This is a genomic window from Bradyrhizobium brasilense (assembly GCF_029714345.1).
Classification (GTDB): domain Bacteria; phylum Pseudomonadota; class Alphaproteobacteria; order Rhizobiales; family Xanthobacteraceae; genus Bradyrhizobium; species Bradyrhizobium australafricanum.
The window spans coordinates 8,303,482-8,327,037 of sequence record NZ_CP121669.1 but is presented as its reverse complement, the minus strand read 5'-3'; the positions used below and the strand labels follow the sequence as shown (position 1 = coordinate 8,327,037).

Genomic DNA, 23,556 nt, shown 5'->3' with positions numbered 1-23,556 from the left:
CTTGTGTCGCCGCCAAGCTTCTCCTTCCCCCTGAAAGGGGGAAGGTCGGGATGGGGGTCAGCCGCACACACTGCTGCGTGTGGAGAGAGATGATCCCCACCCGCTTTGCTCTTCGAGCAAAGCGACCTCCCCTTTTCAAGGGGAGGTTGGAGATTTGTTTCTAGCCGTTGCTTTCGCGCTTGCCGTCGTCGAGCGGCAGCACATTGCTGCGGCCGGACATGGCCGAGAGCGCGTCGAGCGCCTCCTCGCACCATTCCACCACCATGCGCTCATGGCGCATGCCGAGGCGCAGACTGAGCATCTTGCCGACATCGGCCGGCGGCGCGGTGCCGTCGGGGAAGCGCTTGTTGAGCAGGCGCTCATAGCGCTCATAGCGGTCGCGGTGATGCTCCAGCCGCGCCATCAGGTCGTTGCGCAGCGGCTCGATATCGACGCAGTCGAGCGCATAGAGCCGGACCAGAAGGTCATCCTTGATCGAGGGCGGCACGCTCGGGCGCGCTGCCCAGTGCTTCAGCGCCGCGCGGCCTTCGGCGGTCAGGGTATAGACCAGCTTGTTGGGCTTGCCGGACTGCACCACCTCGCGGCCCTGGACGTGCCCCTTGTCGCGCAGCCGCGAGAGCTCCCGGTAGATCTGCTGATGGTCGGCCTTCCAGAAGAAGCCGATCGACGCATCGAACGTCTTGGCGAGCTCATAGCCCGTCATCGGACGTTCCGTGAGGCAGGCAAGGATTGCGTCACCGAGTGCCAACGCCCACCTCCATCTCAGTTCCCCAAAAGGCCATTCTGAAGTTCGCTTGACTTTATGCGTTAGTGTGCATATGCGTCAATATGCATATGGTGATCGGCGTGCCGCCCTGTCGCGCGCGCCGATGTCCAGGCTTCTTAACCCCGCCGCAGGAGACGTCCGAATGAGCAAGCCGGGCCTCGACAAGTGGTACGCCTACATGAAGTCCCACGACACCGCCGCTCTGTGGGACCTGCTGCATCCCGACGCGGTGTTCGAAAGTCCGGTCGTGCACACGCCGCAGCGTGGCCGCGACATCACCTTCAAATATCTCACCAGCGCCGCCAAGGTGCTCGGCGGCCCGACCTTCAAGTATCTCGGCGAGTGGCGCAATGACACCGGCGCGGTGCTCGAATTCGAGAACGAGATCGACGGCATCAAGCTCAACGGCGTCGACATCATCACATTCGATGGTGACGGCCGGATCACGCATTTCAAGGTGATGGTGCGTCCGCTCAAGGCGATCAACCTGCTGCATCGGATGATGGGCGAGGAGTTGATGAAGCAAAGCGGCGCAACGTCGCAATCACAGTCGCGATAGCATCTGCCGCGGACCTCCGGAACCGGATAAGGTCCGCTCCAACAACCCAAGGACACGCTGCGCAGCGTCCGTCGCACATGCGGCCACGTGCCAGCCGGGAGACCAGCATGCCAACCTACAAAGCCCCCGTCGAAGACGTCAGCTTCCTGCTCAACGACGTTTTCCAGATCGACCGCTACGGCAATCTTCCCGGCTTCACCGATGCCTCGGCCGATGTACGCGAGGCGATCCTCGGCGAGGCCGCCAAGCTCAGCGAAGAGGTGCTGCAGCCGCTCAATCGCACAGGCGATCTCGAAGGCTGCAAGCGCAATGACGACGGCAGCGTCGCCACGCCGAAGGGCTTCAAGGATGCCTTCAAGCAGGTCGCCGAAGGCGGCTGGCTCGGCCTCTCGGCGCCGACGGAATTCGGCGGCCAGGGCCTGCCGGTGACGCTCTCGCAGGCGGTCAACGAATTCCAGATCTCCGCCAACATGGCGTTCTCGATGTATGGCGGGCTGACCATGGGCGCGACCGCGGCGCTCCTGGTGCACGGCACCCCCGAGCAGAAGCAGACCTATGTGCCGAAGATGGTCGCCGGCCAGTGGACCGGCACCATGAACCTGACCGAGCCGCAGTGCGGCACCGATCTCGGCCTGCTCCGCACCAAGGCGGTGCGCCAGGCCGACGGCAGCTTCAAGATCACGGGCACCAAGATATTCATCTCCGCCGGCGAGCACGACCTCACTGAGAACATCATCCATCTGGTGCTGGCGCGCATCGAAGGCGCGCCGGCCGGCATCAAGGGCGTCTCGCTGTTCGTGGTGCCGAAGGTGCTGGTCAATGCCGACGGCTCGCTCGGGCAGCGCAACGGCGTCAGCTGCGGCTCGATCGAGCACAAGATGGGCATCCACGGCAATTCCACATGTGTGATGAACTACGACAACGCCACCGGCTGGCTGATCGGCGAAGAGAACAAGGGCATGCAGGGCATGTTCGTGATGATGAACGAGGCTCGCCTCGGCGTCGCCGTGCAGGGCCTCGCGCAGTCCGAGGTCGCCTATCAGAACGCGGTCGCTTATGCCCGCGAGCGCCTGCAGGGCCGCTCGCTGACCGGCGTGAAGGAACCCGAGAAGCAGGCCGATCCGATCATCGTGCATCCGGACGTGCGCCGCACGCTGCTCACCATCCGCGCCTTCAACGAGGCGGCGCGCGCCATGGTGGTATGGACCGCGCTGAAGAGCGACGTCGCGCACCGCTCCAACGACGCTGGGGATCGCCAGGCTGCCGACGATCACATGGGCCTGATGACGCCGGTGCTGAAGGGCGTCCTGACCGACACCGGGTTCGCCAACACGGTCTCGGCGCAGCAGATGTTCGGTGGCCATGGCTACATCGCCGAGCACGGCATGGAGCAGTTCGTGCGCGATGCGCGCATCGCGATGATCTATGAGGGCGCCAACGGCATCCAGGCGCTCGACCTGGTCGGCCGCAAGCTGCCGCGCGACGGCGGCCGTGCCGCGATGGCGTTCTTCGGCGAGGTCGGCGCTTTTGCCAAGGAGCATGGCGCCGACGAGGCGATGAAGCCGTTCATCACCCCGCTCTCCACCGCGCTCGGCCATCTGCAGCAGGCCACCGGCTGGCTGATGCAGAACGCGCTGGCCAAGCCCGACAATGCCGGCGCCGCCGCGACCGACTACATGAAATTGTTCGGCCTCGTCGCGCTCGGCTATATGTGGGCGAAGATGGCCAAGGTGGCGCAGGACAAGGCCGCCGCCGGCACCACGCCCTACCTCAACACCAAGCTTGTGACCGGCCGCTTCTTCATGGAGAAGCTGCTGCCGGAGACCGCCGTGCATCTGGCCCGGATCCAGAGCGGCAGCGCCACCACGATGGAATTGGCCGCGGAAGCGTTCTGAAGCGTTTTCCAGCGAAGTGGAGACCGGTTCGCGTGAAGAAAACGCGTCAAACAAGAAAGCCTTGAAAAATTGCCGCCGCACTGCTGCGGCGGCGTGTCCTTCCGTATATATTATGATCCTCATATCAAGGAGGGCGTCATGCCTGAGGCATACATCTACGATCACGTTCGTACCCCGCGCGGCCGCGGCAAGGCCGACGGCGCACTGCACGAGGTCACCGCGCTGGCGCTTGCCACGGTGCCGCTGAAGTCGCTCAAGGAGCGCAACAATCTTCCCGAGGATTCCGTCGACGACGTCGTGCTCGGCGTGGTCGATCCGGTCGGCGAGGCCGGCTCCGACATCGCCCGTTTCGCGGCGCTGAACGCCGGCCTCGGCGAGAAGGTGCCGGGCGTGCAGATCAGCCGCTTCTGCGCCTCCGGCCTCGATGCCGTGAACTTCGCCGCAGCCCAGATCATGAGCGGCCAGCATGAGCTCGTGATCGGTGGCGGCGCGGAATCGATGAGCCGCGTCGGCATCGGCGCCTCCGGCGGCGCCTGGCCGATGGATCCCTCGATGGCGGTGCCGGCCTATTTCATGCCGCAGGGCATCTCGGCCGATCTGATCGCGACCAAATACGGTTTCTCGCGTGACGACGTCGACGCTTACGCGGTGCAGAGCCAGCAGCGCGCGGCCAAGGCCTGGGACGAGGGCCGCTTCGGCAAGTCGGTGGTGCCGGTCAAGGACGTCAACGGCCTGACCATCCTCGCCAAGGACGAGCACATGCGCCCGACCACGACGATGCAGTCGCTGGCGCAGCTGCAGCCGTCCTTCGCGGCGATGGCGGCGATGGCCGGCTTCGACGCGGTGGCGATCCAGTCGCATCCCGAGGTCGAGAAGGTCAACTACGTGCATCACGCCGGCAACTCCTCCGGCATCGTCGACGGTGCCGGCGCCGTGCTGCTCGGCAGCAAGGAGGCGGGCGCCAAGCACGGGTTGAAGCCGCGGGCGAAAATCCGCGCCTTCGCCAATATCGGCTCGGAGCCCGCGATGATGCTGACCGGCCCGGTCGACGTCACCGAGAAGCTGTTCGAGCGCTCCGGCATGAAGAAGTCGGACATCGACCTGTTCGAGCTCAACGAGGCCTTCGCCTCGGTGGTGCTGCGCTACATCCAGGCGTTCGATATCGACAACGCCAAGATCAACGTCAACGGCGGCGCGATCGCGCTCGGCCATCCGCTAGGGGCGACCGGCGCGATGATCCTCGGCACCGTGCTCGACGAGCTCGAGCGCACCAACAAGGAGACGGCGCTGGTGACGCTGTGCATCGGCGGCGGCATGGGCACCGCCACCATCATCGAGCGCGTCTGAGGCGAGGGGAGCGAGCAACATGGCTTACAAGAATTTCAAGTTCGACGTCGACGCCGACGGCATTGCGCTCGTCACCTGGGACATCCCTGATCGTTCGATGAACGTGTTCGACGAGATCTCGACCCAGGAGATCGGCGAGATCATCAAGCAGACGACCAGCGATGCCGCGATCAAGGGCGTCGTGATCACCTCGGCCAAGGAGGCGTTCTGCGCCGGCGCCGACCTCTCGATGCTCGAGGGCATGAACCGCTCTTACGCCCAGCTCTTCAAGGAGAAGGGCGAGGAAGCCGCGAACCAGATGCTGTTCGAGCAGAGCCGCCGGATGTCGCAGTCGTTCCGCGCGATCGAGACCTCGGGCAAGCCGTGGGTCGCCGCGATCAACGGGCTTGCGCTCGGCGGTGGCTTCGAGATCACGCTGGCCTGCCACTACCGCGTCGCGGCCGAGAACCCGAAGACCCGGCTCGGCCTGCCCGAGATCAAGGTTGGCCTGTTCCCCGGCGCCGGCGGCACCCAGCGCGTGCCGCGTCTTGTGCAGCCGGCGGACGCGATGCAATTGCTGCTCAAGGGTGAGGCGGTCAATCTCACCCGCGCCAAGGCACTCAACCTGATTCACGCCGTGGTGCCCGCAGCCGACTTGATCAAGGCCGCCAAGGACTGGATCAAGGGCGGCGGCAAGGCGGTCGCGCCGTGGGACGAGAAGGGCTTCAAGCTGCCCGGCGGCCCCGTCTTCTCCAAGATGGGCATGCAGATGTTCCCGGCCGGCAACGCGATCTATCGCCGCGAGACCTACGACAATTATCCGGCCGCGCGCGCCATCATGAGCTGCGTCTATGAGGGCCTGCAGCTGCCGATCGACGCCGCGCTGCGGGTCGAGTCGCGCTACTTCACCAAGGTGCTGCGCTCGAAGGAAGCGGCGGCGATGATCCGCTCGCTGTTCCTGTCGATGCAGGAACTGAACAAGGGCGCCCGCCGCCCGGCGGGCGTGCCGCCGACCAAGGTCAAGAAGCTCGCCGTGATCGGCGCCGGCTTCATGGGCGCCAGTGTCGGCTATGTCTCGGCGCAGGCCGGCATCGACGTCGTGCTGGTCGATCGCGACCAGGAAAGCGCCGACAAGGGCAAGGGCCACGCTAAGACCGTGGTCGACGGCCTGATCGCCAAGGGACGGATGAAGCAGGACGCGGCCGATGCCATCCTGGCGCGGATCTCGGCCACATCAGACTACAACGTGATCTCGGACTGCGACCTCGTCATCGAGGCGGTGTTCGAGGATCGCAAGGTCAAGGCGGATACCTATGCCAAGGCGCAGCCGCTGCTGAAGCCGGGCGCGATCTTCGCCTCCAACACCTCGACCCTGCCGATCAATTCGCTGGCCGAGGAGTTCAAGGATCAGGGCAAGTTCATCGGCATCCACTTCTTCTCGCCGGTCGAGAAGATGATGCTGGTCGAGATCATCCTCGGCAAGAACACCGGCGACGTCGCGCTGGCGACCGCGCTCGACTATGTGCGCGCGATCGGCAAGACGCCCATTGTGGTGAACGACTCCCGTGGCTTCTTCGCCAACCGTTGCGTGATGCGTTACATCTCCGAGGGCAACGAGATGCTGCTCGAGGGCGTGCCGCCGGCGATGATCGAGAACACCGCCAGGATGGCCGGCATGCCGGTCGGGCCGCTGTCGCTGCAGGACGAGGTCGCGCTCGATCTCGGCCTGAAGATCACCAAGGCGACCGAGGCCGATCTCGGCCCCAACGCGATCGACCAGGCGCAGAAGAAGCTGATGGTCGAGATGGTCGAGAAGCAGGGCCGCTTCGGCCGCAAGAACGGCAAGGGCTTCTACGACTATCCCGAGAAGGGCAAGGGCCAGAAGAGCCTGTGGCCGGGGCTCGCCAATCTGCAGCCGAAGCAGCTCGATCCCGACACGCTCAGCGTCGAGGAATTGAAGCAGCGCTTCCTGGTGGTGCAGGCGGTGGAAGCCGCGCGCACCGTCGAGGATCACGTCATCACCGACGTGCGCGAGGCCGATGTCGGCTCGATCCTCGGCTTCGGCTTCGCGCCGTTCACCGGCGGTGCGCTGTCCTACATCGACTTCATGGGCACCAAGAACTTCGTCGCGCTCTGCCACGACTTCGAGAAGAAGTACGGCTCGCGCTTCACGCCGCCGAAGCTGCTCGAGGAGATGGCCGCCAAGGGCGAAACCTTCTACGGTCGCTTCCCGCCGAAGAAGCAGGCGGCGTAAACTTCCGGGGCGAACTCGCGCAGGATCAAGTCGGTCATCGATCCGACTTGATCCTGTTGCGCGACGGTCATGCGCGTCAAAGTCCCGCCACGCTCGTTCCCCACTGGCACCACGCTGCTGGCATCACTCTTGCTCGTCGATCGCCGGGGCGACGATGAGCGTGAGGGTGTCGTGCGATGAGTTCTGCGTTCAAGGAAGGTGCCGCGGAGATCGCGGTGAAGGATTCCTTGTCTTCCCTGCGGTCGTCGCGGTGGCGGAAGCCGCTGCGTCTGCGGGGCAAGGGCCCGTCATGGGCCGGCCTCGCGCTACTCGTTCTGGCCGCGGATATTGTGCTCGCCGCCACGGTCTGGCAGGCCGTCAATTTCTTCCGCCATTGAGCCGTCAGTCTCCGGCGCGAGCAAGGCGCCGGCGAGATAGGCGAACTGGTTGAAAGCGAGACAGGCGACGACGATCGGCGCGCCGGTGGCAAAGGAAAAGCCGTCGGATTGGAGCACGATCGCCGCGAGCACCGCGACCAGCGGCGACTCCAGCATCAATGTCCAAACCCGAAAGTACAAACTGGTTGCCAGCCCAACCAGGGTGCTGGTCAATAAAACGGTAAAGGCGATCGTCACATTTTTAGACCAGTTGGAGCGGAGGGCGCGCCGCAGGTCATAGTCGGTTAGTTGGATCGCTCGAACAAGGACGGCCACGCCCTCAGCCGAAAGTAGTCTTAATCGGTAGAATGCCGATTAAATTGATTTTGTTCCAACACGTCCTGAAGGTTTGCACCGTTCATTTCTCGCTGAAGGCGCGATGGACCCGGTTGGCTAGCGGCTTCATCAGACAGGAGAGCACCGTCCGCTCGGTGGTTGGGACAAACACCTCGACCGGCATGCCCGGCAGCAGATGGGTCGTGGCCAGCTTCTTCCTGTCGAAAATTGTCGGCAAGGGGCCGGCCGCGTGGTGCCACGAGGCCGGCCTTGTTCGGCGCGAGCTCAGGCCGCCTTGAGCAGGCCTTCCTTCTTCAGCGCCTCCTGCACCTTCGGGCGCGCCGCGACGCGGGCCTTGTAGGCCGTCACGTTCGGCAGGCCGGAGAGGTCGAAGCCGAGCCGGTCCTGCGCCCACATGATCATGGTGAAGAGGTAGCCGTCGGCTACCGTGAACTGGTTGCCCATCAAATAGTCGCGTCCGGCGAGCTGGCTCTCGACATATTTGAACTTGCCCATGGCGCGGTCCTTGAAGAAGGCCTTGGCGTCGTCGGCGAGCACGGGCGAGAACATCGGGCCGAGATTCTTGTGCAGCTCGGTCGTGGTGTAGTTCAGCCATTCGAGCAGCTTGTAGCGCTCGTTGGAGTCCCTCGCCGGCGCCAGCTTCTTGTCGGCGGCCTTGTCGGCGATCATCTGGATGATGATCGGCCCCTCGGTGACCATCTCGCCGGTATCCAGCGCCAGCGCCGGCACCTGGCCCTTGGGGTTCACCTGGAGGAAATCGTCGCCGTTTTCGAGCTTCTTGGCGCGGAGATCGACCTTGACCAGGTCGTAGGGCAGCCCGGCCTCGAGCAGGGCGATATGGGGGGAGAGGGAGCAGGCACCGGGGGTGTAATAAAGCTTCATAGGGGTATTCCTTCCCTTGTTCTTGGCGTCCGGAGAGGGATTGCCTACATGCGCCTGCATGAAATAGTCAAGATTGATGCAGATGCATTCAGTGCGGTACAGTCGGTGCCGGGACCCTATGAGCTAGACCATGAAACGCAAGCTATCGAGCGAGGCGACGGCCGCCTGGATCCGCCTGATGCGGGTGCCGAGCCGGGTGCTGGACTGCGTCGAGCAGGATTTGAAGAAGGCCGGTTTTCCGCCGCTCGCCTGGTATGACGCCTTGCTCGAGCTGTCCCGCGCGCCGTCGGGCGAGTTGCGCCCGGTCGAGCTCGAGCGCCAGATGCTGATCCCGCAATATTCGACCTCGCGGCTGATCGACAAGCTGGTCGACGAGGGGCTCGCCGCCCGCCGCGAATGCAAGATCGACAAGCGCGGCCAGTTCGTCGAGATCACCGAGGCTGGACGCGAGCTGCAGAAGAAGATGTGGAACGCCTATTCCGCCGCGATCGACAAGCATGTCGGCTCCAAATTGTCCGACGCCGACGCGACCAGGCTGTGCGGTCTGCTCGACCGGCTCGGCTGCGCCTGCGGCGACGCCAAAGGCGACGTCAAGAACGAGACAAAGGCTGACAGCAAGGCTGCGCCTGCGCGAGACGGCGTGCCTGCCCGATGATATTGCTGATTCCATCATCCGCAGCCGTAGTGGCGCGCGGATGTCCCTGCCACCGCGCGCCTTCGATCGAAGCGCCCTTGAGTTGGATTATCCATGGCGCGTGACCAGATCGACATGACGCCGCTGCAGTCGCGCGACGAACTCGTGGCGTGGCTTGAAGCCGGCGTGAAGCCTGAGTCCGAATTCCGGATCGGCACCGAGCACGAGAAGACTCCGTTCACGCTCGAGGGCCATCAGCCCGTGCCCTATGAAGGCGCCAAGGGCATCGGCGCGCTGCTCGAGGGCATGAAGCTCTTGCTCGGCTGGGAGCCGATCATGGAGCGCGGCAACATCATCGGCCTCTATGACGTCACCGGCGGCGGCGCGATCTCGCTCGAGCCGGGCGGGCAGTTCGAATTGTCGGGCGCGCCGGTCGAAACCGTGCATCAGACGCAGTCGGAATTGATGGCGCATCTGGCGCAGGTGCGGGAGATCGCAACCCCGCTCGGGATCGGCTTCCTCGGCCTCGGCATGACGCCGTCCTGGTCGCGCGCGCAGATCCCCGTGATGCCCAAGGGGCGTTACAAGATCATGCGAAACTACATGCCGAAGGTCGGCAAATACGGCCTCGACATGATGTTCCGGACCTGCACGGTGCAGACCAACCTCGACTTCTCCTCCGAAGCCGACATGGTGAAGAAGCTGCGCGTGTCGCTGGCGTTGCAGCCAATCGCGACCGCATTGTTCGCCAACTCGCCGTTCACCGAAGGTAAGCCCAACGGCTTCCTGTCGTTCCGTTCCGAGATCTGGCGCGACACCGACAATGCGCGCAGCGGCATGGTGCCGTTCGCGTTCGAGGACGGCATGGGGTTCGAGCGCTATGTCGACTACGCGCTCGACGTTCCGATGTATTTCGTCAAGCGCGGCGAGGAATATATCGACGTCTCCGGCTCCTCGTTCCGGGATTTCTTCGCCGGCAAGAATGCCGCCTTCCCGGGCGAGCGCCCGACCTTGTCGGACTGGGCCAATCACCTCTCGACGATCTTCCCCGAGGTGCGGTTGAAGCGTTACCTCGAAATGCGCGGCGCCGACGGCGTGCCGTGGGGCCGGCTGCCGGCGCTGCCGGCGTTCTGGGTCGGGCTGCTCTACGACAATGACAGCCTCGATGCCGCCTGGGACATCGTCCGCCACTGGACCGCGCCGGAGCGGCAGGCGCTGCGTGACGACGTGCCGCGTTTCGGCTTCAAGTCGCGGATCAAGGACCGCTATCTGTTCGAGATCGCCAAGGAGTGCCTGATCCTGTCGCATGCCGGATTGCGGCGGCGCGGCCGGATCGATCATCTCGGACGCGACGAGAGCCGCTTCCTCGAACCGCTCGAGCGCATCATCGAGGCCGGCCGCTCGCCGGCGGAGGAGATGCTGGAGAAGTTCAACGGTCCCTGGAAGGGCTCGGTGGAACCGGCCTACCAGGAATACGCCTTCTAATCCCCGCTCGGTCCCAATCCGGGCGTGAGGCGCGCGCGAACGGCGGTGGTGTCGCACCCGCCGTTCATCAGCCGTACAGGTTCATGGCGTTCAAATGACGCCCCGCGAAACGCGCGGGGCTGCGCGAATTTGAAAGCAATCTCATGGAGATAGGCCGCCTCTTTAGGGCGTGTGTGGTGGTGTTTGCGGCTCTTGCGGCCGCGGTCGTCGCACGCCCGGCATTGGCGCAGACCAATTTCGACCGCCCCGGCGGCGACTATCTCAACGCGCCGGTGACGACGGGCGATCCGGCCGATTGCGCGCTGACCTGCGAGCGTGACCGCCGTTGCCGCGCCTGGAGCTTCAACTATCCGACCGACGCCAATAATGGGGCGGTGTGCTGGCTGAAGAGCACCGTGCCGCCACGGGTGCAGAACGTCTGCTGCGTCTCCGGGGTGCGCGGCGCGGGCGTGGTCGAACCGCGCAACGGCGCAATCGAAACTTCGATCGACCGCCTCGGCGGCGACTACAAGAATTTCGAGCTGAAGAGCAGCGACGGCGACGAGGCCTGTCAGGCCGCCTGCACCGCCGACAACAAGTGCCGCGCATGGACTTACGCCCGGCCCGGCTATGCCGGCCGCGACGCGCATTGCTTCCTGAAGAAAGAGATCAAGCCGCCGCGCCGCAAGGCGGGGTTCACGTCGGGCGTGGTGCGTTGATTCTGTAGCCCGGATGGAGCGAGGCGCAATCCGGGACCGCGCTCACCGCGGATGGGCCTGCCCCGGATTTCGCTGCGCTTCATCCGGGCTACGCGACGACAGGCTACTCCGCCGCCAGCACCGTGATTTCGGGCCAGAGCGCCTTCCAGCGCGCCGCCTTCGTCGCATAGTTCGCCGGCGAAAAGTTCGCGGTCCGGTTCGGCCGCACGATCATGCCGGCGACATCATCGAAACCGTTCGGCGCATAGACGTCGTGGCCGCGCGTGGTGTGGCGGATGCCGATCTGCGTGTTTTCGGTGAGGAAGCGATCGATGCCGTCGGTCGAACGCGACAGCGCCGGGTAGGGCAGGCCGTGCTTGTCGGGATACCAGAGATGGACGCGGGCCTGGTTGCGCACCTCGATCGCGACACCGAGATGGCCAAGCCGTGCCTTGAGTTCGCGAATCACGGCGTCCTCGGCCTCCCATGAGGTATCCGGATCGAAATAGAAGATGTCGTGGTCGCTGATGCCATGATCGAGCGGCCGGCTGGTCAGCACGTTCCACACGGTCTGCACCAGGCAGCCGGCGACCAGCCACGCATCGGGCAGACCGAGGCGGTACAGCTCGTCGGTGATGGCTTGATTGGCCGGGTTGCGCAGCGCGGCTGCGAGGAATTCGTCCTGCGTCACGACGAGGCGGTCGCGTCGTAGTCCCGGACCGCCTTCTTCGACGCCAGCGTGCGCCAGTGCCGGCGCAGCAAGGGCTCGACGGTCTGACGTTTGGCCTTCGACAGGCGGATCAGGACCGTCGGGTAGTCGCGGTAGTGATCGGTGAAGTAGAACACTTTGGGCTGATGCTCGACCAGCATGTCGCGCTCCTCCGGCGGGACGCCCGGCATCACCAGGCTGTCGCCGTCCTCCTTGAGCCGCACCAGCATCTTGTTGCGCATCTTCAGCGCCGGCGTGCCGTAGGAAGAGCCATCCTCGACCTCCGGCCACGCCAGCGCGATGTGCCTGATGTCGTCGAAGGTCACGACTATCATCCCGCAAGGAATGTAGCCCGGATGGAGCGAAGCGAAATCCGGGACATCTTGCCGAGTGGGAGATCCCGGATTGCGCTGCGCTCCATCCAGGCTACGCGTCTACTGCACCGAGGTGAAGAAGCGCGCGAGGCGGAAGCCTGAGAGCCAGGTCCAGACTGGCTGGCTGCGGATGCCGAGGTCCCAGGAGCCGACCACGGCGTCGGCGCGGCCGATCAGATTGTCGATCGGCAACAGGCCGACGCCGCCGTCGCGCACCGGCACGCGGCTATCGGCGGAATTGTCCCGGTTGTCGCCGAGCACGAACAGTTTGCCCGGCGGCACCGTCACCTCTTGGGTGTTGTCGAGCCGGCCGTTGTCGCGGATCTTGAAGATCGCGTGGTTGACGCCGTTCGGCAGCGTCTCGATATAGCGATACGCCTCCTCGCCGCCGCCGCGATCGTCTTCGGCGAAGCCGGTGCCGTCGGGCTTCAGCGTCGCCGCATGATCGTTGATGAAGAGCTGACCCTGCCGCATCTGGATGCGGTCGCCGGGCAGCCCGACCACGCGCTTGACCCAGGCCTGCGAGCGGTCGCCCGGCCAGCGGAACACGACGACGTCGCCGCGCTTCGGCGTCTCGCCGAACACGCGGCCGGTTTCCGGCAGCGTGATCTGGATCGGCAGTGAAGCCGCGCCGTAGCCATAGGGATATTTCGAGGCGACCAGCGCGTCGCCGATCAGCAGCGTCGGCTCCATCGATCCCGACGGCACGTAGAACGGCTCGGCGATCGCGCCCTTGGCGAGGAACACGACGGCCACGATCGCGGCCAGTTGCACGGCCTGCCCGCGCCAGCTGGTCGGCTTGGCCGTCACGACTTCGTTTCCGCTGCTCACTAGCCCGTTCCTCCGACCGTAATCCGTTCCATCCTGAGCGTCGGCTGGCCGACGCCGACCGGCACGCCCTGGCCGTTCTTGCCGCAGGTGCCGATTCCCGTATCCAGCGCAAGATCGTTGCCGATCATGGTGATCCTGTGGAGATCGGTCGGTCCGTTGCCGATCAGCATGGCGCCCTTCAGCGGCGCGCCGAGCTTGCCGTTCTCGATCTTGTAGGCCTCGGTGCACTGGAACACGTACTTGCCCGAGGTGATGTCGACCTGGCCGCCGCCGAAATTGGCGGCGTACATGCCGTTCTTCACCGAGGCGATGATCTCGGCCGGGTCGCGGTCGCCCGACAGCATGTAGGTGTTGGTCATGCGCGGCATCGGCACGTGGGCATAGCTCTGCCGCCGACCGTTGCCGGTCGGCTTCATGCCCATCAGCCGGGCGTTCTGGCGGTCCTGCATGTAGCCGACCAGAATGCCGTCCTCGATCAGCACGGTGCGGTTGGTCGGCGTGCCCTCGTCGTCGATCGACAGCGAGCCGCGGCGCGAGGCCATGGTGCCGTCGTCGACCACGGTGACGCCCTTGGCCGCGACCTGCTGGCCCATCAGGCCGGCAAAGGCGGAGGTCTGCTTGCGGTTGAAGTCGCCCTCGAGCCCGTGGCCGACGGCCTCATGCAGCATCACGCCGGGCCAGCCGGCGCCGAGCACCACGTCCATCTCGCCGGCGGGCGCCGGCACCGATTCGAGATTGACCAGCGCCTCGCGCAGCGCGCCGTCGGCGGCGTCGCGCCAGGCCTTGGTCTCGATGAAGCGCGCATAGCCCTCGCGGCCGCCATAGCCCTTGCTGCCGCTCTCCTGGCGGTCGCCCTGGCCGGCGACGACGGAGATGTTGACGCGCACCAGCGGGCGGATGTCGCGATAGCTCTCGCCGTCGGGCCGCAGGATCTCGACCACCTGCCAGGTCGCGGTGAGGCTGGCCGAGACCTGACGCACCCGCGGGTCCTTGTCCCTGACATAGGCGTCGATCTCGCCGAGCAGTTTTACTTTTGCCTCGAACGCGGGGCCATCCAGCGGGTTCTCGTCGCCATAGAGCTTGATGTTGGTGTGGGCCGGCGCCGCGGCGAAAGTGCCGGCATAGCCGCCGCGCACGGCCGCGACCGCATCCGCGGCGCGGATCAGCGCCGGGATCGAGACGTCGGAGGAATGCGCATAGCCGACCGCGTCGTCCTTGACCGCGCGCAGGCCAAAGCCCTGCGAGGTGTCATAGGTCGCCTGCTTCAGCCTTCCGTTGTCGAACACCAGCGCCTCGGTCTGCCCGAACTCCAGGAACAGCTCGCCGTCGTCGGCGCCTTCAAGGCCGCGCGACACCTCGCGGCGGACAGCATCGCGGTCCAGATTGGCGCGGTCGAGCAGGGAGGTCGTGGCGGGATTGGTCATGGTCACTCCGACGCAATGCGATTGCTTGGCGATTCCTCGTCATCCTTGCCTGAAGCGCTACTGATTGCCAGTGGGGAACCCGCAGCAGGGATTTCGGGGGATTGAAGCAGAGACGAGCGGAAAACTCATCTTACAACCCGGAAACCTGTACCGGTCCCGGTTCAGGCCCGGACGGCGATCACCAAAGATAGTGGTTGGGATGGCAAACCGGGAGTGCCTGCGGCTATGCGGTCGATCACAGTGCCCCGTCGGCGTCCTCACCTTGTCGTCATCACCTTGAGCGCCGATCCGCCTTCGACGGCTGGCCTTCGCGCTCGGCTGCATCGCCCGATTGCGGCTTCGGCTGTGCGGTGCCCTGCGCCGAGGTCGGAAAGCCATGCTCCTGTGCCCAGCGGTACAGTTCGTCGAACACCGGCTTGAGCGCCTTGGCGGACGGCGTCATCTCGTACTCAACCCGGGGCGGCACCTCGGGATAGACCGTGCGCTTGACGAGGCCGTTGGCCTCGAGATCGCGCAGCTGCGTGGTCAGCATGTGCTGGGTCACGCCGGGGATCGACTGGCGCAGCTCGCCGAACCGCCGCTTGCGCTCGACCAGTTGCCAGAGGATGTCGCCCTTCCATTTTCCGGCCAGCACCGACAGCGCGCGATGAAATTGCGCCGACAGGTCGCCGTTGCACGGCTCGGACGCCGCCGGAGGCTCGGCAGGCTCAATAGTCAGTTTTTTCATACTACCTCACAAAAAGCATCCTACTTGTTCTTTTCATCTTACTCCCGAATTTAGACCACCGAAAGCCGCGGGCCAGCCGCCGATCGGTCGGGTGGCCGCGGTCCGGCCTTACGAACAACTCGGGAGTCATCAATGTCAGTTGCAGTTGCCGCGGCGCCGTCGCGCTGGAAATCCGTCAGCCTCTGGGTCGTCAGGGGACTGCTCGCTTTGGCCTTTGCCGCCGCTGGCGCCGCCAAGCTCTACGGTGTGCCGATGCTGGTCGAGGAATTCGAGCATATCGGGCTCGGTCAGTGGTTCCGCTATTTCACCGGATCGCTGGAGTTGCTCGGCGCGATCCTGATCCTGCTGCCCCCGGTCGCGGCGTTCGGCGGCGTGCTGCTGAGCTGCATCATGGTCGGCGCCACCATCAGCCATCTTTTCGTGATCGGCGGCTCGCCGGTGCCCGCCCTCGTGCTGCTGACATTGAGTGTGATCGTCGCCTACGCCAAGCGTAGCCAGTTCGCCCTGCTCGCGAGCGCGCCGTGAGGTGAGCGCGATGCGCGTCTCTCTCCGCAAGCTGATGGTCGTGACCGGGCTGGTGCTGGCCTTCGCGGTGCCGTTCGCCGCGACAATGCTGCTCACCGGTTCGGTCGCGGCGGTCTCGAAACCCGAGCCCAAGAAACCTGAGTCCAGCAAGCCGGAGCCGCGCATGCACCGCCTGGTGCTGCCGATCAACAGCGACGACCCGACCACGATGCGGGCGCTGATCTCGACCGCGCTCAACCTCCCGAAATATTATCGGGAGCGCAACGAGCCGTTCGAGATCGAGGTCGTCGCCTACAATGCTGGCGTCCACATGCTGCGCGCCGATACCTCGCCGGTGAAGGATCTGCTGCGGGTGGTGCGGGGGCTCACGCCCGACATCCGCTTGGTTGTCTGCGAAGCCACCAAGCTCGGCATGGAGCGCGCCGCGGGACATCCGCTGGTGCTGCTCGATCATGTCGACCTGGTGCCGAACGGGCCCGGGCGCATCATCGAATTGCAGGAAGCCGGCTGGTCCTACATCCGGTCCTGAGCGATGTGGCCATCAAGCCAAGCGGAGAACTTGTCATGACGTCAGCTCACGCACCGACGCGCCGCGCGGTCGTTGCCGGAATGATCGGCGCCGGCGCCTCGCTCGCAATGCCCACCGGAGCTGTGCGCGCAGCGTCGGGACCGCCGCAATTCGGCACCATCCGGCATCAGTTCACGCAGGTCGAAGGCGCCCGCCCGGTGCCGCCGGTCGCGATCCCGGCGCTCGCCGGCGGCGCGCTCGATCTCACGGAGTTCAAAGGCAGGATGGTGCTGGTGAACTTCTGGGCCACCTGGTGCGCGGCGTGCCGGACCGAGCTGCCGATGCTGGACCGTCTTGCCGCCAGCGGCCGTCGCGATCTCGTGGTCGTCGCTATCAGCACCGATCGCAACCGCGCGCCGGTCGCGCCCTACGTCAAGCAGCTCAAGCTGCGCCACCTCGCGATCGGCTTCGATCCCGGTGGTCTCGTCTCGCGCGTCGACGCCGCCGAGGTCGACACGCCGTTCGCGCTCTACGGCATGCCGATCTCATTTTTGATCGGCATCACCGGGCAAGTCGAAGGCTACATGACGGGAGAGGCGGACTGGCTGTCCGCGGAGGCGAGCGGGTTGTTCGACTACTATGCGGGCGTCCGCTGAGATGCGTAGCCCGGATGAAGCGCAGCGAAATCCGGGACTGGTCAATCCGCGATGAGAGCGGCCCCGGATTGCGCTGCGCTTCATCCGGGCTACGCTTTCCTGTCCCGCTCGGCGCCCCTAGGGCAATTTGTCATACCCCTCCGCCAGGCCATTCAGGCTGAGCGGAAAGCCGATCCCTTCCTCGGGCGTCTCGAAGATGATGAAGGTCGCGGTCTTGGCGTTCTTGAGCTGGCCGAGCAGCTTGTCGTCCATCACGACCTCGGCGACGCAGCCATTGGGCAGGCATCTGACAAAACCGGCGCGGCCGACGTCCTGATTGTCGAGCTTGAGGCCGAGGCCGGAGGGCAGCAGCACGCCGAGCGGGGCAACCACGCGCATCAGGCGGCTCTTCTGGTCGGCGGTCTTCAGCACGATCACGGTGAGGCCGGCGTTGGAGCGGTCCTCCGCTACCACGCTCTGGATCAGCGCGCATTGCTCGGCCTGGGCGCCGGGCGGAGTGTCGCAGCGAATCTGCCAGTCGCCATGGACCGAGCGCACCGCGCCTTGCGCGTTCGCAGGCTGGGTCAGGCTAAGAGAAAGGCCAACAGAAAGGCCGAGGCAGAGGGCCAGAATCGCGTGGCCGCCGAGCCAGCTGGCCATCGTCAAACGAATGTTCGAAGCGCCCATCCGGGTCGATCCTTATAGATGTTCGGTCGGTCCGGCCGTCCGGCCGCCGGTAGCACGCGCGCCACGATGCGCTTCCCGGAAGCGAATCATGATCTCATCTTCTTGTTTGAGCATGATCTTTCGGAAAACCGGTTTCCACTTTTCTGGATCATGCTCAGGCGTCGACTGATACCGCAATGACGGCGCCTTGAAGGCGATCGTGAAGCCATTCTCGCGCCGGATTGGGGCAGCCCGCAGCGAATCAGGTTCCTGTGCGCTGCCCTGTCTGTGGGTACATCCGGTAATCCCCCTGTCAAGCGGCATGGACAATTGGTCCAAGTGCTTTCGCTTGATTTTGCGGGAAAAATCGCAAGCGGCAGCTTCATCGCAGGCGCATGGCTTTCGGCCCCACTACTGCATTGCGAGCGCCGGAGAATTATGGTTTGAGAGGCTGGATTTCGACGCGTTCTAGCGATCTGGCTCCCGTACCCACCTTGACTCAGAGACGGGTATGTCCGGAAGGCCGTTTGTCAGGGCGGATCGTGCTGCATTTTCGGCCACATGCCGGGGGTGCTTTGGGGAATAATGCAAGGGAGCGCGAGCGGCATGAAGATGTCGATTGGCCGGTTGGGCAGGCAATTGCTGGGGTTGGCGGTGGCGGGTGTGGCGTCTGTCGCCGCGGGATCGGCCTTCGCCGAAATGGGGCAGCCGGCGCCGTGGGAGCATACGCTGCAGGAAGGCGTGACCCCGGTGATGGAAAACATCATCTGGTTTCACAATTTCCTGCTGGTGCTGATCACCCTGATCACGCTGTTCGTGCTCGCGCTGCTCATCATCGTGGTGGTGAAGTTCAACGCCAGGGCCAACCCGGTCCCCTCCAGGACCACCCACAACACGTTGATCGAGGTGGCCTGGACGCTGATCCCGGTGCTGATCCTGGTCGGCATCGCGGTGCCGTCGTTCCGCCTGCTGTTCCTGGAGCTCGACGTGCCGAAGCCGGACCTCACGGTGAAGGTCACCGGCAAGCAGTGGTACTGGTCCTACGCCTACCCGGATAACGGCAAGTTCGAGTTCGACTCGCTGCTCGACAAGGACAAGCAGCCGCGCCTGCTCGGCGTCGACAACGAGATGGTGGTCCCGGTCAACAAGGTGGTGCGGATCCAGACCACCGGCGCCGACGTGATCCACTCCTTCGCGGTGCCGGCCTTCGGCGTGAAGATCGACTCGATCCCCGGCCGCCTCAACGAGAGCTGGTTCAAGGCCACCAAGACCGGCGTGTTCTACGGCCAGTGCTCGGAACTGTGCGGCAAGGACCATGCCTTCATGCCGATCGCGGTCAGGGTCGTCAGCGACCAGGAATTCGCGACCTGGGTTGAAGGCGCGAAGAAGAAGTTTGCGACCAACCCGGCGAATTCCTATGCCTCGGCTGGTCAGGCGGCGCAGTAAGCCTCACGGCTTACAGCGCGGATGGAATAAGGGCGACGGGACCGCAAGGTCCAAGAGGGACTGCAAGGCAGGATTTTGAACATGGCGACAGGCGCAGCGACACACGACGATCACGCCCATGATGATCACGCCCACCATCCGACCGGATGGCGGCGTTATCTCTACTCCACGAACCACAAGGACATCGGTACGATGTACCTGATCTTTGCGGTGATCGCGGGCATCATCGGCGCGGCGATGTCGATCGCGATCCGTGCCGAGTTGATGTATCCGGGCGTCCAGATATTCCACGAGACGCACACCTATAACGTGTTCGTGACCTCGCACGGCCTGATCATGATCTTCTTCATGGTCATGCCGGCGATGATCGGCGGCTTCGGCAACTGGATGGTGCCGCTGATGATCGGCGCGCCGGACATGGCGTTCCCGCGCATGAACAACATCTCGTTCTGGCTGCTGCCGGCCTCGTTCGCGCTGCTGGTGATGTCCACCTTCGTCGAGGGTGAGCCGGGCGCCAACGGCGTCGGCGCGGGCTGGACCATGTATGCGCCACTGTCGACCTCGGGCCATCCGGGACCGGCGGTCGATTTCGCGATTCTCTCGCTCCATCTCGCGGGTGCCTCGTCGATCCTCGGCGCCATCAACTTCATCACCACGATCTTCAACATGCGCGCGCCGGGCATGACCCTGCACAAGATGCCGCTGTTCGTGTGGTCGATCCTGGTTACCGTGTTCCTGCTGCTGCTGTCGCTGCCGGTGCTCGCCGGTGCGATCACCATGCTGCTGACCGACCGCAATTTCGGCACCACCTTCTTTGCGGCTGACGGCGGCGGCGACCCGGTGCTGTTCCAGCATCTGTTCTGGTTCTTCGGCCACCCCGAAGTGTACATCCTGATCCTGCCCGCCTTCGGCATGATCAGCCAAATCGTCTCCACCTTCTCGCGCAAGCCCGTGTTCGGCTATCTCGGCATGGCCTACGCCATGGTCGCGATCGGCGGCATCGGCTTCGTGGTGTGGGCGCACCACATGTACACCGTCGGCATGTCCTCGGCGACGCAGGCCTATTTCGTCGCCGCCACGATGGTGATCGCGGTGCCGACCGGCGTGAAGATCTTCTCGTGGATCGCCACGATGTGGGGCGGCTCGATCGAGTTCAAGGCGCCGATGATCTGGGCGATCGGCTTCATCTTCTTGTTCACCGTCGGCGGCGTCACGGGCGTCGTGCTAGCCAATGCCGGCGTCGACCGCGTGCTGCAGGACACCTACTACGTGGTGGCGCACTTCCACTACGTGCTGTCGCTCGGCGCCGTGTTCGGCATCTTCGCCGGCTGGTACTACTGGTTCCCGAAGATGTTCGGCTACATGTACTCGGAGCGTGTCGCCAAGCTGCACTTCTGGTTCACCTTCGTCGGCGTCAACCTGGTGTTCTTCCCGCAGCACTTCCTCGGCCTGTCGGGCATGCCGCGCCGTTATGTCGACTATCCGGATGCGTTCGCCGGCTGGAACCTGATCTCCTCCTGGGGCTCGTACATCTCCGGCATCGGCGTCTTGATCTTCATCTACGGCGTGATCGATGCCTTCGTCCGCAAGGAGCAGGCCGCGAACAATCCGTGGGGCGCCGGTGCGACCACGCTGGAGTGGACGCTGACCTCGCCGCCGCCATTCCACCAGTTCGAAGTGCTGCCCCGCGTGCAGTAAGTCCACGACAACGCGGCGCACTTTAAGGGTGCGCCGCGCCTTTTGAGAGAAGCGAGACCTGATCTTGTCGGTTGTCGATCACAACGCCATCGAGCTGCCCCGGATTTCCGAGGCCGAAGTGGGCGACTACATCGCGCTGTTGAAGCCGCGCGTGATGTCGCTGGTGATCTTCACCGCGCTGGTCGGGCTGATGATCGCGCCAGTGCACGTGCATCCGGTGCTGGCATTCACCTCGATCCTGTGCATCGCGGTTGGCGCCGGCGCCTCCGGCGCGCTCAACATGGCCTATGAGGGCGACGTCGACGCGCTGATGACGCGCACCGCCAACCGGCCGATCCCGCGCGGCCGCATCACGCAGACCGAGGCGGCCGCGTTCGGCATCACGCTCGCCTTCTTCTCGGTGATGACGCTCGGCATCCTGGTCAACTGGGTGGCGGGCGCGCTGCTTGCCTTCACCATCTTCTTCTATGCCGTGGTCTACACGATGTGGCTGAAGCGCTGGACCGCGCAGAACATCGTGATCGGCGGCGCCGCCGGTGCCTTGCCGCCGGTGGTGGCTTGGGCCGCCGCGACCGGATCGCTCTCGGTCGAGCCGATCCTGCTGTTCCTGATCATCTTCTTCTGGACTCCGCCGCACTTCTGGGCGCTGGCGCTGTTTCGCAGCGACGACTATGCCCGCGCCGGCATCCCGATGCTGCCGGTGGTCGCCGGTCCCGACGCGACCCGGCTGCAGATTCTGCTCTACACCATCGTGCTGGTCGCGATCGCGCTGGCGCCGTGGCCGCTCGGCTATTTCGACGCGATCTACGGCGTCACCTCGCTGGTGCTCGGCGCCGGCATGCTGTGGCTGGCCATCGAAGTCTATCGCCGCCGCGAGGGTACGGCTGCCAACCGCGCCACGCGCCGGCTGTTTGCCTTCTCGATCCTCTATCTGTTCGCGCTGTTTGCCGTCCTCCTCGCCGAGGTCGTGGTCCGCGCGATTGCGCCTGTCTTCATCGGATAGGGAGCCGGGGGCGAGATGGGGGCGCATGGGATATCAATGGACGAGAAACGCGAACCAGAAGGCATCGTCCTCACCGAGGCGCAGCTCAAGAGCCGCCGCCAGCGCTCGATCGCCATCGCGCTCGCGCTCGGCATCCTGGTCGTGCTGTTCTTCGCCGTCACCCTGGTCAAGGGGCCGGCCGTGCTGGTGCGGCCGCTGTGAGTGAGATGGCCAACCAGGGACCGCAGCAGGGTGAGGGCGCCAAGGTCACGCGCCGCACGCTGACGCGCGACGCCGTGGTTGCCTCGATCTGCGGCTTCGTCGTGGTGCTGATGGTCGGCGCATCCTACGCCGCCGTGCCGTTCTACAACTGGTTCTGCCGCACCACCGGCTTCAACGGCACCACTCAGGTCGCGACCTCGGTGCCTTCGGATGCGCCGCTCGCGCGCACCATTTCGGTCAGCTTCGATTCCAACGTCGCGCCGGGCCTGCCCTGGAAGTTCGAGCCGGAGCAGAACACGATCGACGTCAAGATCGGCCAGGTGGTCACGGTCTACTACACCGTCACCAACCAGTCGGCGCGCACCACCACCGGCCAGGCGTCCTACAATGTCGCGCCGCTGACGGTCGGCGCCTATTTCCAGAAGATCAACTGCTTCTGCTTCACCGAACAGACCATGGCGCCGGGCGAAAAGCGCGAGATGGCCGTGGTGTTCTATGTCGATCCGGCGCTGGCCAAGGACAGCGAGAACGACACGCTGAAGACGATCACCCTGTCCTACACCTTCTTCCCCGTGCGCGACGCCGCGCCAAAGCCCGTGGCGGCGGGCGAGGCGGAGCAGCGCAAGGGCGGCTAGTTTTGGAATTTAAGATTTAAGACGTGCCTTGCGGCACGCGAATGGAGAGACGGCAATGGCTGAGGCGCAAGTCAAGCATCACGACTATCATCTCGTCGACCCGAGCCCGTGGCCGGTGGTCGGCTCGATCTCGGCCTTCATCATGGCGTTCGGCGCGATCGGCTGGATGCACCACATGTTCTCCGCGGCCCCGATCGTGTTCGGCGTCGGCACCATCGGCGTGCTCTACACGATGGCGAGTTGGTGGGGCGACGTGATCAAGGAAGCCCAGTACAAGGGCGACCACACCCGCGTGGTGCAGATCAGCCACCGCTACGGCATGATCCTGTTCATCGCCTCCGAGGTGATGTTCTTCGTCGCCTGGTTCTGGGCCTTCTTCAATGCGGCGCTGTTCCCGGCCGACGCGGTGCATGCCACGCGCGATGCGGTGTTCGGCTGCGGCGCCGGCACGGCGATGGGCGCCTGCTCCGTTCCCGGTACCTGGCCGCCGCACGGCATCGAGACCTTCGATCCCTGGCATCTGCCGCTGCTCAACACGCTGCTGCTCCTGACCTCCGGCACCACGGTCACTTGGGCGCACCATGCGCTGCTGGAGAACGACCGCCAGGGTCTCAAGCAGGGCCTGATCCTCACCGTGATCCTCGGTGCCCTCTTCACCTGCGTGCAGGCCTATGAGTACGCCCATGCGACGTTCTCGTTCGGCGGCAACGTCTATGGCGCGACCTTCTTCATGGCGACCGGGTTCCACGGCTTCCACGTGCTGGTCGGCACCATCTTCCTGCTGGTCTGCCTGATCCGCGCCTATGCCGGCCACTTCACGCCGAAGCAGCACCTCGGCTTCGAGTTTGCCGCCTGGTACTGGCACTTCGTCGACGTGGTCTGGCTGTTCCTGTTCATCTGCATCTACGTCTGGGGCCACGGCGCCGAGACGATGGCCCACGGCGCACACTAATTGCCGGCCGACGTGCTAAGAGGGGGCGGCC

27 protein-coding genes are annotated in these 23,556 nt (G+C 64.9%); 16 read left to right on the top strand and 11 right to left on the bottom strand.

The features are described from left to right. Nucleotides 1-160 precede the first annotated feature (160 nt). The gene (locus QA635_RS38585) at nucleotides 161-748 is read right to left on the bottom strand and encodes a PadR family transcriptional regulator (protein WP_057016062.1); all 588 of its coding nucleotides are present in this window, start codon (nucleotides 746-748) and stop codon (nucleotides 161-163) included. A gap of 160 nt (nucleotides 749-908) precedes the next feature. Here QA635_RS38585 and QA635_RS38580 point away from each other — a divergent pair, with 160 nt between their 5' ends. The 4 genes from QA635_RS38580 (at nucleotide 909) to QA635_RS38565 (ending at nucleotide 6,800) form a co-directional block, all read left to right on the top strand. Next, nucleotides 909-1,325, top strand: a complete 417-nt coding sequence (locus QA635_RS38580) for a nuclear transport factor 2 family protein (RefSeq protein ID WP_229191371.1) — start codon at nucleotides 909-911, stop codon at nucleotides 1,323-1,325. 107 nt (nucleotides 1,326-1,432) lie between these two features. Continuing rightward, nucleotides 1,433-3,220, top strand: a complete 1,788-nt coding sequence (locus QA635_RS38575) for an acyl-CoA dehydrogenase C-terminal domain-containing protein (RefSeq protein WP_283065078.1) — start codon at nucleotides 1,433-1,435, stop codon at nucleotides 3,218-3,220. A gap of 138 nt (nucleotides 3,221-3,358) precedes the next feature. After that, nucleotides 3,359-4,567: an acetyl-CoA C-acetyltransferase gene (locus QA635_RS38570; RefSeq protein WP_283065077.1), complete on the top strand. Its 1,209-nt coding sequence runs from the start codon at nucleotides 3,359-3,361 to the stop codon at nucleotides 4,565-4,567. 19 nt (nucleotides 4,568-4,586) lie between these two features. After that, complete coding sequence (locus tag QA635_RS38565; RefSeq protein WP_283065074.1) at nucleotides 4,587-6,800, top strand: 3-hydroxyacyl-CoA dehydrogenase NAD-binding domain-containing protein; 2,214 nt, start codon at nucleotides 4,587-4,589, stop codon at nucleotides 6,798-6,800. Nucleotides 6,801-7,105: 305 nt separating this feature from the next. Here QA635_RS38565 and QA635_RS38560 read toward each other — a convergent pair whose 3' ends face one another. From QA635_RS38560 to gstA, 3 genes are all read right to left on the bottom strand, one after another. Further along, on the bottom strand, nucleotides 7,106-7,492 hold the full coding sequence (locus QA635_RS38560) for a hypothetical protein (protein WP_283065072.1): 387 nt from the start codon (nucleotides 7,490-7,492) through the stop codon (nucleotides 7,106-7,108). 82 nt (nucleotides 7,493-7,574) lie between these two features. After that, complete coding sequence (locus tag QA635_RS38555) at nucleotides 7,575-7,730, bottom strand: hypothetical protein (protein ID WP_283065071.1); 156 nt, start codon at nucleotides 7,728-7,730, stop codon at nucleotides 7,575-7,577. 47 nt (nucleotides 7,731-7,777) lie between these two features. Next, on the bottom strand, nucleotides 7,778-8,395 hold the full coding sequence (gstA, locus tag QA635_RS38550; RefSeq protein WP_253604765.1) for a glutathione transferase GstA: 618 nt from the start codon (nucleotides 8,393-8,395) through the stop codon (nucleotides 7,778-7,780). 130 nt (nucleotides 8,396-8,525) lie between these two features. Here gstA and QA635_RS38545 point away from each other — a divergent pair, with 130 nt between their 5' ends. The 3 genes from QA635_RS38545 (at nucleotide 8,526) to QA635_RS38535 (ending at nucleotide 11,212) form a co-directional block, all read left to right on the top strand. Then, nucleotides 8,526-9,050 (top strand): MarR family winged helix-turn-helix transcriptional regulator, encoded by a 525-nt coding sequence (locus tag QA635_RS38545; protein WP_028338998.1) that lies wholly within the window; start codon nucleotides 8,526-8,528, stop codon nucleotides 9,048-9,050. 93 nt (nucleotides 9,051-9,143) lie between these two features. Continuing rightward, nucleotides 9,144-10,514 (top strand): glutamate--cysteine ligase, encoded by a 1,371-nt coding sequence (locus QA635_RS38540; RefSeq protein ID WP_092088053.1) that lies wholly within the window; start codon nucleotides 9,144-9,146, stop codon nucleotides 10,512-10,514. A gap of 143 nt (nucleotides 10,515-10,657) precedes the next feature. Further along, a complete protein-coding gene (locus tag QA635_RS38535) occupies nucleotides 10,658-11,212 on the top strand; it encodes a PAN domain-containing protein (RefSeq protein WP_225642118.1) in 555 nt (184 codons plus the stop codon). Nucleotides 11,213-11,315: 103 nt separating this feature from the next. On the opposite strand, the gene QA635_RS38530 is transcribed toward QA635_RS38535, so the two are convergent. The 5 genes from QA635_RS38530 to QA635_RS38510 form a co-directional block, all read right to left on the bottom strand. Beyond that, complete coding sequence (locus QA635_RS38530) at nucleotides 11,316-11,882, bottom strand: nucleotidyltransferase family protein (RefSeq protein WP_283065063.1); 567 nt, start codon at nucleotides 11,880-11,882, stop codon at nucleotides 11,316-11,318. Beyond that, nucleotides 11,879-12,226, bottom strand: coding sequence for an MmcQ/YjbR family DNA-binding protein (locus tag QA635_RS38525; protein ID WP_283065061.1), 348 nt, complete (start codon nucleotides 12,224-12,226; stop codon nucleotides 11,879-11,881). The genes QA635_RS38530 and QA635_RS38525 overlap by 4 nt, the downstream gene beginning before the upstream one ends. Nucleotides 12,227-12,334: 108 nt before the next feature. Further along, complete coding sequence (gene lepB, locus QA635_RS38520; RefSeq protein WP_016847099.1) at nucleotides 12,335-13,105, bottom strand: signal peptidase I; 771 nt, start codon at nucleotides 13,103-13,105, stop codon at nucleotides 12,335-12,337. Beyond that, nucleotides 13,105-14,529, bottom strand: a complete 1,425-nt coding sequence (gene tldD, locus QA635_RS38515; protein WP_028334625.1) for a metalloprotease TldD — start codon at nucleotides 14,527-14,529, stop codon at nucleotides 13,105-13,107. Before tldD ends, lepB begins: the two co-directional genes overlap by 1 nt. 271 nt (nucleotides 14,530-14,800) lie before the next feature. Beyond that, complete coding sequence (locus tag QA635_RS38510; RefSeq protein WP_283065058.1) at nucleotides 14,801-15,256, bottom strand: winged helix-turn-helix transcriptional regulator; 456 nt, start codon at nucleotides 15,254-15,256, stop codon at nucleotides 14,801-14,803. Nucleotides 15,257-15,388: 132 nt separating this feature from the next. Between QA635_RS38510 and QA635_RS38505 the strand changes: the two genes are divergently transcribed. Genes QA635_RS38505 through QA635_RS38495 form a run of 3 tightly spaced genes read left to right on the top strand, consistent with a single transcriptional unit; the run spans nucleotide 15,389 to nucleotide 16,945 of the window. Further along, nucleotides 15,389-15,781, top strand: coding sequence for a DoxX family protein (locus QA635_RS38505; protein WP_253604757.1), 393 nt, complete (start codon nucleotides 15,389-15,391; stop codon nucleotides 15,779-15,781). 10 nt (nucleotides 15,782-15,791) lie between these two features. Then, a complete protein-coding gene (locus QA635_RS38500) occupies nucleotides 15,792-16,310 on the top strand; it encodes a DsrE family protein (RefSeq protein WP_283065057.1) in 519 nt (172 codons plus the stop codon). A gap of 35 nt (nucleotides 16,311-16,345) precedes the next feature. Next, the gene (locus QA635_RS38495) at nucleotides 16,346-16,945 is read left to right on the top strand and encodes a TlpA family protein disulfide reductase (RefSeq protein ID WP_283065056.1); all 600 of its coding nucleotides are present in this window, start codon (nucleotides 16,346-16,348) and stop codon (nucleotides 16,943-16,945) included. Nucleotides 16,946-17,062: 117 nt separating this feature from the next. Here the strand turns inward: QA635_RS38495 and QA635_RS38490 are convergent, their stop codons facing one another. Both QA635_RS38490 and QA635_RS38485 read right to left on the bottom strand, forming a co-directional pair. Continuing rightward, nucleotides 17,063-17,611, bottom strand: coding sequence for an invasion associated locus B family protein (locus QA635_RS38490; protein ID WP_283065055.1), 549 nt, complete (start codon nucleotides 17,609-17,611; stop codon nucleotides 17,063-17,065). A gap of 12 nt (nucleotides 17,612-17,623) precedes the next feature. Further along, entirely contained in the window at nucleotides 17,624-17,914 is a 291-nt protein-coding gene (locus tag QA635_RS38485; RefSeq protein WP_156436115.1) for a hypothetical protein, read from the bottom strand. A 282-nt stretch (nucleotides 17,915-18,196) separates the two neighbouring features. Between QA635_RS38485 and coxB the strand changes: the two genes are divergently transcribed. From coxB to QA635_RS38455, 6 genes are all read left to right on the top strand, one after another. After that, nucleotides 18,197-19,036 (top strand): cytochrome c oxidase subunit II, encoded by an 840-nt coding sequence (coxB, locus tag QA635_RS38480; RefSeq protein ID WP_026191935.1) that lies wholly within the window; start codon nucleotides 18,197-18,199, stop codon nucleotides 19,034-19,036. 81 nt (nucleotides 19,037-19,117) lie between these two features. Further along, nucleotides 19,118-20,734, top strand: coding sequence for a cytochrome c oxidase subunit I (gene ctaD, locus QA635_RS38475; protein ID WP_283065054.1), 1,617 nt, complete (start codon nucleotides 19,118-19,120; stop codon nucleotides 20,732-20,734). A gap of 64 nt (nucleotides 20,735-20,798) precedes the next feature. Next, nucleotides 20,799-21,737 (top strand): heme o synthase, encoded by a 939-nt coding sequence (locus tag QA635_RS38470; protein ID WP_028334631.1) that lies wholly within the window; start codon nucleotides 20,799-20,801, stop codon nucleotides 21,735-21,737. A gap of 36 nt (nucleotides 21,738-21,773) precedes the next feature. After that, complete coding sequence (locus QA635_RS38465; protein WP_028334632.1) at nucleotides 21,774-21,938, top strand: hypothetical protein; 165 nt, start codon at nucleotides 21,774-21,776, stop codon at nucleotides 21,936-21,938. Nucleotides 21,939-21,943: 5 nt separating this feature from the next. Then, nucleotides 21,944-22,573 (top strand): cytochrome c oxidase assembly protein, encoded by a 630-nt coding sequence (locus QA635_RS38460; RefSeq protein WP_057016082.1) that lies wholly within the window; start codon nucleotides 21,944-21,946, stop codon nucleotides 22,571-22,573. Nucleotides 22,574-22,628: 55 nt separating this feature from the next. Next, nucleotides 22,629-23,525, top strand: coding sequence for a cytochrome c oxidase subunit 3 (locus tag QA635_RS38455; RefSeq protein ID WP_057016083.1), 897 nt, complete (start codon nucleotides 22,629-22,631; stop codon nucleotides 23,523-23,525). The last annotated feature ends 31 nt before the right edge of the window (nucleotides 23,526-23,556 follow it).